This is a genomic window from Herbiconiux moechotypicola, from assembly GCF_024979255.1.
Lineage (GTDB): Bacteria > Actinomycetota > Actinomycetes > Actinomycetales > Microbacteriaceae > Herbiconiux > Herbiconiux moechotypicola.
The window spans coordinates 578830-587223 of sequence record NZ_JANLCN010000001.1; the positions used below are offsets into that span (position 1 = coordinate 578830).

Here is an 8394-nt window from a genome sequence, read left to right on the forward strand (position 1 = left end):
GATCTCGAGTGTTGAAACCCTGAATTCCGTGGTGCCCGAACCCACAGCGGAGCGCCGTCACGGTGCGAGCGGAAAGCTCAGTGTGCGGGGTGCCCGGGTGCACAATCTGCACGACGTCGACATCGAGATCCCGAGGGATTCGCTGGTCGTGTTCACCGGCCTGTCGGGCTCGGGCAAGTCGAGCCTGGCGTTCGACACCATCTTCGCCGAGGGCCAGCGCCGCTACGTGGAGTCGCTCAGCGCCTACGCGCGCCAGTTCCTCGGGCAGGTCGACCGCCCCGACGTCGACTTCATCGAGGGCCTCAGCCCGGCGGTGTCGATCGACCAGAAGTCGACCAACCGCAACCCGCGCTCGACGGTGGGCACCATCACCGAGATCTACGACTACATGCGTCTGCTCTGGGCCCGCATCGGCATCGCCCACTGCCCGGTGTGCGGTGAGCGCATCCAGAAGCAGACGGTGCAGCAGATCGCCGACCAGCTCATGGAGCTCGAGGACGGCATCCGCTACCAGATCCTCAGCCCTGTGGTGTCGCAGAAGAAGGGCGAGTTCGTCGACCTCTTCAAAGAGCTCTCGGCAGCCGGCTACTCCCGCGCCGTCGTCGACGGCGAGGTCGTCCAGCTCACCTCGCCCCCCACGCTCAAGAAGCAGTACAAGCACGACATCTCGGTCGTGGTCGACCGCCTGGTCGCGGGCCCGAGCATCCTGGGCCGCCTCACCGACTCCCTCGAGACCGCGCTCCGGCTCACCGACGGCCTGGTGCAGATCAACTACGTCGACGAGAACGGGCCGGATGCGTGGCAGACCTTCTCAGAGAAGCTCAGCTGCCCGAACCAGCACCCCATCCAGCTCACCGAGATCGAACCCCGCACCTTCTCGTTCAACGCACCGTTCGGCGCCTGCCCCGAGTGCTCCGGTCTCGGCACCCGCATGTCGGTCGACCAAGACCTGCTGCTCGGCGACACCGACCTCAGCATCAACGAGGGCGTCATCATCCCCTGGACCACCCAGGGCAAGGGCCTCTTCCAGTACTACGAGAAGCTGCTCGACGGTCTCGCCCGCGATCTCTCGTTCTCGCTCGACACGCCGTGGGGTGAGCTCCCGGCCGACGTGCAGGAGGCCATCCTGCGCGGCAACAACTTCGAGGTGAAGGTCAAGTGGAAGAACCGCTACGGCCGTGAGATGAGCTACACCTCGGGCTTCGAGGGCGTCATGCCCTACATCGAACGGCAGTTCGTGCAGGCCGAGAGCGACTCCCAGCGGGCGCGCTGGGGGGAGTACCTGCGTGAGGTCGCCTGCCCGGTCTGCGACGGCAAGAGGCTGAAGCCCGAAGTGCTCGCGGTGACCGTCAACGAGCACAGCATCGCCGACGTCTCCGAGCTCAGCCTCTCCGACGCGCAGCGCTTCATGGGCGAGCTCGTGCTCACCGACCGCGAGGCGATGATCGCGGCGCAGGTGCTGCGCGAGATCCGCGCGCGCCTCGACTTCCTCATCGAGGTGGGCCTCAGCTACCTCGACCTCGCCCGCAGCGCCGGGTCGCTCTCGGGCGGTGAGGCGCAGCGCATCCGTCTGGCCACCCAGATCGGGTCGGGCCTCACGGGCGTGCTCTACGTGCTCGACGAACCCTCCATCGGCCTGCACCAGCGCGACAACCGGCGCCTTATCGACACCCTGGTGAAGCTGAAGAACCTCGGCAACACCCTCATCGTGGTGGAGCACGACGAAGACACCATCCGCACGGCCGATTGGATCGTCGACATCGGCCCCGGCGCCGGCGTGAACGGCGGCCGCGTGGTGCACTCGGGGGAGTACGCCGAGCTGCTGGCGAACACCGACTCGCTCACCGGCGACTACCTCTCGGGCCGCAAGTCGATCGAGGTGCCCGCGAAGCGCCGTCCGATCGACCGCAAGCGGATGATCTCGGTGGTCGGAGCCGAGGCCAACAACCTCAAGAACGTGACGGTCGACTTCCCGCTCGGCACCCTCACCGCGGTCACCGGGGTGAGCGGCTCGGGCAAGTCGTCGCTCGTCAACGACATCCTCTACCGCGTGCTCGCCAACCGGCTCAACGGGGCGCGCAAGCTCCCCGGCAAGCACAAGCGGGTGACCGGTCTCGACAACCTCGACAAGGTCGTGCACGTCGATCAGGCGCCGATCGGCCGCACCCCGCGCTCGAACCCGGCGACCTACACGGGTGTCTTCGACCGCATCCGCACCCTCTTCTCCGAGACGGCGGAGGCGAAGGCCCGAGGCTACTTGCCGGGCCGCTTCTCGTTCAACGTGAAGGGCGGCCGTTGCGAGGCCTGCTCGGGCGACGGCACCATCAAGATCGAGATGAACTTCCTGCCCGACGTCTACGTGGCGTGCGAGGTGTGCGGCGGCGCGCGGTACAACCGCGACACCCTCAGCGTGCACTACAAGGGCAAGAACATCGCCGAGGTGCTCGACATGCCGATCGCCGAGGCGGCGGAGTTCTTCGAGCCCATCTCGGCCATCCACCGCTACCTGAAGACGCTCGTGGAGGTGGGCCTCGGCTACGTACGGCTCGGCCAGAGCGCCACCACGCTCTCCGGCGGCGAGGCCCAGCGCGTGAAGCTCGCCACCGAGCTGCAGCGGCGCTCCAACGGCCGCAGCATCTACGTACTCGACGAGCCCACCACGGGCCTCCACTTCGAAGACGTGCGCAAGCTGCTGCTCGTGCTGAACAGCCTGGTCGACAAGGGCAACACGGTCATCGTCATCGAGCACAGCCTCGACGTCATCAAGTCGGCCGACTGGCTCATCGACCTCGGGCCCGAGGGCGGCTCGGGCGGCGGCACGATCGTGGCGACCGGCACCCCCGAGAAGCTCGCCACGATCGAGGCGAGCCACACGGGGCGGTTCCTGCGCGAACTGCTGCCGCCGCCGAAGAAGCGCTGACACCGGATGCGCTGAGCCGGCCCGCCTACCTGCCGACCTGGCAGGCGCGCCCGTCACCTGTGACGAGCGCGCCCGGCCGGCTCAGCGCAACCGCAGGGGCGCCAGCAGCTCGTCGACCTCGGCGACGGCGACCTCCGGCGACGCCCCCACGCACCGCGGGAGCCGCTCGCCACCGGCCTCGTCGACCCCGAGCAGCGTGACCGTCACCAGCGTTCCTTCGGAACCCTCCCCGTAGCGATAGCCCAGCTCGTCCCGCGCCTCCACGAGGAACTCGCCGAACTCCACCTCCAGCTCGTCCTCGGCCGCGACCACCTCGACGGCCTCGCGCCCACCGCCCGCCTCGAAGCGGTGGGCAAGCTCGTCCGTCCAGTCGAGAGCCAGTTGGAGCGCCAGGTGCACCTCACCCAGATCGGCCTCGGCCCCCACCCGCAGCTCCCGCCACACGGCGGGCCGGCTGCCCGAGACCACGGCCCGCACGCGCAGCACCGCGCCCTCGGGGTGCGGGTTGAGCGGCTCCTCGGGCTCGAGCAGCCCCACCTCCTCGGCGAGTTCCACGATCGTGTCGGCCAGCGCAGCACGCAGTCCCTCCGGCGCCTCCCAGCGCACCCCCGCCTCGACCGTCACCGGCACGATCGCGCCCGTCGTCGCCAGCGCGGCGAGCATCCGCTCGGTCGGGGGCACCGCCGCCACCGAGTCCGCCTCGCTCACGCCCGAGGCGGTGTCGAGCCGTTGCGCGACCTGGGCGGCCGACAGGCCGGGCAACAGAACAGGATGCGCGGCCACGCAGAGCACACCGATGGCACGCCCCAGGGCGAGGGCGTGCACGGGGGAGAGGTCGGCCCCGTCGCCCGACGGCTGCGCCCCCACGAGCTCGTCGAGCAGCGTGCCGGTGACCGTCTCGTAGAGCGTCTCGGCCGACCGCAGCGGCGGCCGCAGGGCCGCGAGCGCCCGGCGTTCCGCCGGCTCGGGCACGTCGTCGACGTCGTCGAGGGCGTCGAGCAGCTGCAGCAGCAGACCGGCGCCCAGGTCGAAGGCGGCCGCGAGCACGGCGTCGCAGCGGTCGAGCTCCTCGTCGGACGGAGCCCAGGTTCCGGACTCGATCGCGAAGTCCAGGTAGTGCTCCAGCGCGTCGACCGCCTCCGGCATGCGCTCGGCCAGGCGCTCGTCGGTGTCGACCGCGGTGACCACGGCCTCGAGCACCGGCGCCGAGGGCGTGAGCAGGCGCCCGTCGCTCAGCGCGAACAGCTGCCGCAGGGTGGCGGTGATCTCGGCGGTGCCCACGTGCCCGGCGCCGTCGGCCCTCAGGTGCTTGGCGTACCACCTCTCGAACTGCACGAGCCGTGCGGTGACGGTGGTGGCCCCCGCGGGCCGGTGGTGGCGCTGGTTCGGCATCGTGCATCCCTCTCGTCGGCGCAGCCGAGTCGGGATGCGCCCCCACGATCGTAGACGGCGACACCCCACCCCGGACACAGCGGGCACCGACCGCACTGTCGGTGCCGGATGAGAGAATCGAACAGACATGGCAGACACCGTCAGCTACCGACCCAAGGCCGGTGAGATCCCCACCCAGCCGGGCGTGTACCGGTTCAAAGACGCCTCCGGCCGCGTGCTCTACGTGGGCAAGGCGAAGAACCTGCGCGCCCGCCTGAGCAACTACTTCGCGCCCTTGCGCAGCCTGCACGAGCGCACCCGCCGCATGGTGCTCACCGCGTCGGGCGTGGAGTGGACGGTGGTGAAGACCGACATCGAGTCGCTCCAGCTGGAGTACACCTGGATCAAGGAGTTCAACCCTCCGTTCAACGTCAAGTTCCGCGACGACAAGACCTACCCCTTCCTCGCGGTCACCCTCGCCGACGAGGCGCCGCGCGTGATGGTCACCCGCAACCACCGCATCAAGGGCGCCCGCTACTTCGGCCCCTACCCCAAGATCTGGGCGGTGAAAGACACCATCGACCTCATGATCAAGGCGTTCCCCATCCGCACCTGCTCCGACTCGAGCTACAAGCACGCCATGCAGACGGGCCGGCCCTGCTTCCCCGGCCAGATCGGCCGATGCGGAGGTCCCTGCTCGCAGCGGGTCACCATCGAGGAGCACCGTCGCCTGGTCGACGACTTCGTGGCCTTCCTCGAGGGCGGCGACAAGAGGTTCGTCACCGCGGCCACCAAGGGGATGAAGGAGGCCGCCGAGCGGCAGGACTACGAGTCCGCCGCGGTCTACCGCGACCAGCTGCAGGCGCTCGAGGCGGTGCTCGCGAAGAGCGCCGTGGTGCTGCGAGACTCGGCCGACACCGATCTGTTCGCCGTGGAGCACGACGAGCTCGCCGCGAGCGTGCAGCAGTTCATCGTGCGCGGCGGCCGCATCCGGGGCGAACGCTCGTGGACGGTCGACAAGGAGCTCGACCTCGACACCGGCGAGCTCGTCGACTCGATCCTGCTGCAGGCCTACGAGGGCGAGGTGCCGCCGCGCGAGATCCTGGTGCCGGCGCTTCCCGACGACTCCGACGAGCTCGCGGCCTGGCTGGGGGAGCGGCGGCCCAAGCAGGGCAAGGTCACGCTGCGCACGGCCCAGCGCGGCGAGAAGGCGGCGCTCATGGCGACCGCCTCGCTCAACGCGAAGAACAACCTGATGCTCTACAAGACGCGCCGCTCGGCCGACTTCGTGGCGCGCTCTCAGGCGCTCACCGACATCCAGGAGGCGCTCGGCATGACCGACGCGCCGCTGCGCATGGAGTGCTTCGACGTGTCGCACCTCTCGGGCACCAACATCGTGGCCTCGATGGTGGTGTTCGAAGACGGCCTGGCCCGCAAAGACCAGTACCGCCGTTTCAGCATCGCCGACTCCACCGACGACACGGAGTCGATCTACCAGGTCATCACCCGCAGACTCGCCTACCTGCGTCCCGAGAACGAACCCGCCGACGAGACCCCGGATGCGGAGGGCGGCTCCCCCCGCCGCAAGAAGTTCGCCTACCCCCCGAACCTCCTCATCGTCGACGGCGGGCAGCCCCAGGTGAACGCCGCCGCTCGCGCCCTCGAGGAGTCGGGGGTGGAGGGCATCTTCCTCGCCGGCATCGCCAAGCGGCTCGAGGAGGTGTGGCTGCCCGACACCGACTACCCCGTCATCCTCCCGCGCGGCAGCGAGGCGCTGTTCATGATCCAGCGCATCCGCGACGAGGCCCACCGCTTCGCCATCACCCACCAGCGTTCGCGCCGCAAGCGCGACATCACGAGCGTGCTCGCCGAGGTGCCCGGGCTGGGACCAGCACGGGTGAGAGAGCTGCTCAAGCACTTCGGCTCCGTCGCCGAGCTCAAGAAGGCCGATGCCGAGAGCATCGCCACGGTGAAGGGCATCGGCCCGCAGCTGGCCGAGACGATCCGCACGACCCTTGCCAGGTAGGCTGGAGCACATGGCCCCCGATTCCGCGCAGCAGCAGGAGGTGCTGATCGTCACGGGCATGTCGGGGGCGGGCCGCTCGACCGTGGCGAACGCCCTCGAAGACCTCGGCTGGTACGTGGTCGACAACCTCCCGCCGCAGATGCTGCGGCCCCTGGTCGACCTCGCCGAGCACGCCGGCTCCACCCTCCCGCGCATCGCCGCGGTGGTGGATGTGCGCGGCCGCGACTTCTTCTCCGACCTGCAGGAGATCATCCAGGCCCTGCGCAGCGGCACCCAGCTGCGCGTGGTGTTCCTCGAGGCCACCGATCAGGCGCTGGTGCGCCGCTTCGAGCAGGTGAGGCGCCCGCATCCGCTGCAGGGCAACGGCACGCTGCTCGACGGCATCGGGGCGGAGCGCTCCCGACTCAGCCCCATCCGGGAGTCGAGCGACATCATCATCGACACCTCCGACCTCAACATCCATCAGCTCGCCACCGTGGTGCAGGAGCGGTTCTCCGCCGCCGATGCCGCGGGCGTGCAGGTGACGGTGATGAGCTTCGGGTTCAAGTACGGGGCGCCGACCGACGCCGACGGCATCGCCGACGCCCGTTTTCTGCCCAACCCGTTCTGGGTGCCCGAGCTGCGGGCGCACAGCGGCCTCGACCCCGAGGTGCGCGACTACGTGCTGGGGCAGACCGGCGCGATGGAGTTCATCGACGCCTACGCAGCCGCCCTCGAGCCCGTGCTCGCGGGGTATCAGCGTGAGAACAAGCGGCACGCCACGATCGCCATCGGCTGCACGGGCGGCAAGCACCGCTCGGTGGCCATGGCCCGCGAGCTGGCCGAGCGCATCGGCCGCTTTCCGGGCGTGGCCGTGAGCGTGAAGCATCGCGACCTCGGTCGCGAGTAACGACGACAAGAAGAAGGTTCCACAGTGGCTCTCACAGCCGACGTCAAAGAGGAGCTGGCCAAGGTGGTCGTCAGCAAGACGACCACCCGCGCCGCAGAACTCGCGACGATCCTCCGGTTCGCCGGCGGTCTCCACATCATCTCCTCCCGCATCGCGATCGAGGCCGAGCTCGACACCCCCGACATCGTCAAGCGCGTGCTGCGCGACCTCGCCGAGCTCTACGGCGTGAAGGGCGACGTGTCGCTCATCGCCCCGAGCGCCCAGCGCCGCGACGGCGGCTACCTCGTGCGCATCCTCGACGGCGGCGAGACGCTGGCACGCCAGACCGGGCTGCTGGATGCGCGGCGACGCCCGATCCGCGGTCTCCCGAACCGACTCACCACCGGCACCCGCGACGACCTCGCCGCGATCTGGCGCGGCGCCTTCCTCGCGGCCGGCTCGCTCACCGACCCCGGCCGCTCGGCGGCGCTCGAGGTGGTGAGCCCGGGCAACGAGTCCGCGATGGCGCTCGTCGGCGCCGCGGCACGCCTGGGCATCGCCACGAAGGCCCGTGAGGTGCGCGGCGTGCACCGGGTGGTCATCCGCGACGGCGAGGCGATCGCCGCCATGCTCACGGTGATCGGCGCCACCGGCACCGTCGCCACCTGGGAGGAGATGCGCCAGCGCCGCGAGGTGCGCGCCACGGCCAACCGGCTGGTCAACTTCGACGACGCGAATCTGCGCCGCTCGGCACAGGCCGCCGTCGCCGCCTGCGCCCGGGTGGAGCGGGCGATGGAGATCCTCGGCGACGATATCCCCGACCACCTCAAGTACGCCGGCGAGCTCCGCCTCGCCCACCGCGACTCAAGCCTCGACGAGCTCGGCCACCACGCCGACCCGCCCATGACGAAAGACGCCATCGCCGGCCGCATCCGTCGCCTGCTCGCCATGGCCGACAAGCTCGCCACCGAGCAGGGCATCCCGGGCACCGAGGCGAACCTCCCGCCCGACCTCGACGACTGACCGGCACCTCCACCCGACGCAATAGACTGACAACGTCACTCACAGCCGCGGCTCACCGGGGCCGGCGGCCTCTAACACGAGGAGATCATCATCATGGCTGAGTACACTCTGCCGGAACTTCCGTACGACTACGCCGCCCTCGAGCCGCACATCAGCGGCAAGATCATGCAGCTGCACCACGACAAG

General features: G+C 69.8%; 5 protein-coding genes and 1 pseudogene. 5 read left to right on the plus strand and 1 reads right to left on the minus strand.

All coding sequences use genetic code 11. The annotated features are described in order from the left end of the window. Positions 1-31: 31 nt before the first annotated feature. Complete coding sequence (gene uvrA / locus N1031_RS02730) at positions 32-2920, plus strand: excinuclease ABC subunit UvrA (protein WP_259478036.1); 2889 nt, start codon at positions 32-34, stop codon at positions 2918-2920. 81 nt (positions 2921-3001) lie between these two features. Here the strand turns inward: uvrA and N1031_RS02735 are convergent, their stop codons facing one another. Continuing rightward, positions 3002-4312 (minus strand): IS1096 element passenger TnpR family protein, encoded by a 1311-nt coding sequence (locus N1031_RS02735; RefSeq protein WP_259478037.1) that lies wholly within the window; start codon positions 4310-4312, stop codon positions 3002-3004. Positions 4313-4439: 127 nt separating this feature from the next. Between N1031_RS02735 and uvrC the strand changes: the two genes are divergently transcribed. From uvrC to N1031_RS02755, 4 genes and pseudogenes are all read left to right on the plus strand, one after another. Continuing rightward, a complete protein-coding gene (gene uvrC / locus N1031_RS02740) occupies positions 4440-6317 on the plus strand; it encodes an excinuclease ABC subunit UvrC (RefSeq protein ID WP_259478038.1) in 1878 nt (625 codons plus the stop codon). A 10-nt stretch (positions 6318-6327) separates the two neighbouring features. Continuing rightward, positions 6328-7206 (plus strand): RNase adapter RapZ, encoded by an 879-nt coding sequence (gene rapZ, locus N1031_RS02745; protein WP_259478039.1) that lies wholly within the window; start codon positions 6328-6330, stop codon positions 7204-7206. A 24-nt stretch (positions 7207-7230) separates the two neighbouring features. After that, positions 7231-8208 (plus strand): DNA-binding protein WhiA, encoded by a 978-nt coding sequence (whiA, locus tag N1031_RS02750; protein WP_259478040.1) that lies wholly within the window; start codon positions 7231-7233, stop codon positions 8206-8208. Between the two features lie 93 nt (positions 8209-8301). After that, positions 8302-8394, plus strand: a pseudogene (locus N1031_RS02755) (superoxide dismutase); the annotation flags it as partial.

Bases quoted from the DNA above. Each gene is read 5' to 3' on its own strand.
- N1031_RS02735 (WP_259478037.1), bottom strand. From the start codon at position 4,312: ATGCCGAACCAGCGCCACCACCGGCCCGCGGGGGCCACCACCGTCACC.
- uvrC (WP_259478038.1), top strand. From the start codon at position 4,440: ATGGCAGACACCGTCAGCTACCGACCCAAGGCCGGTGAGATCCCCACC.
- rapZ (WP_259478039.1), top strand. From the start codon at position 6,328: ATGGCCCCCGATTCCGCGCAGCAGCAGGAGGTGCTGATCGTCACGGGC.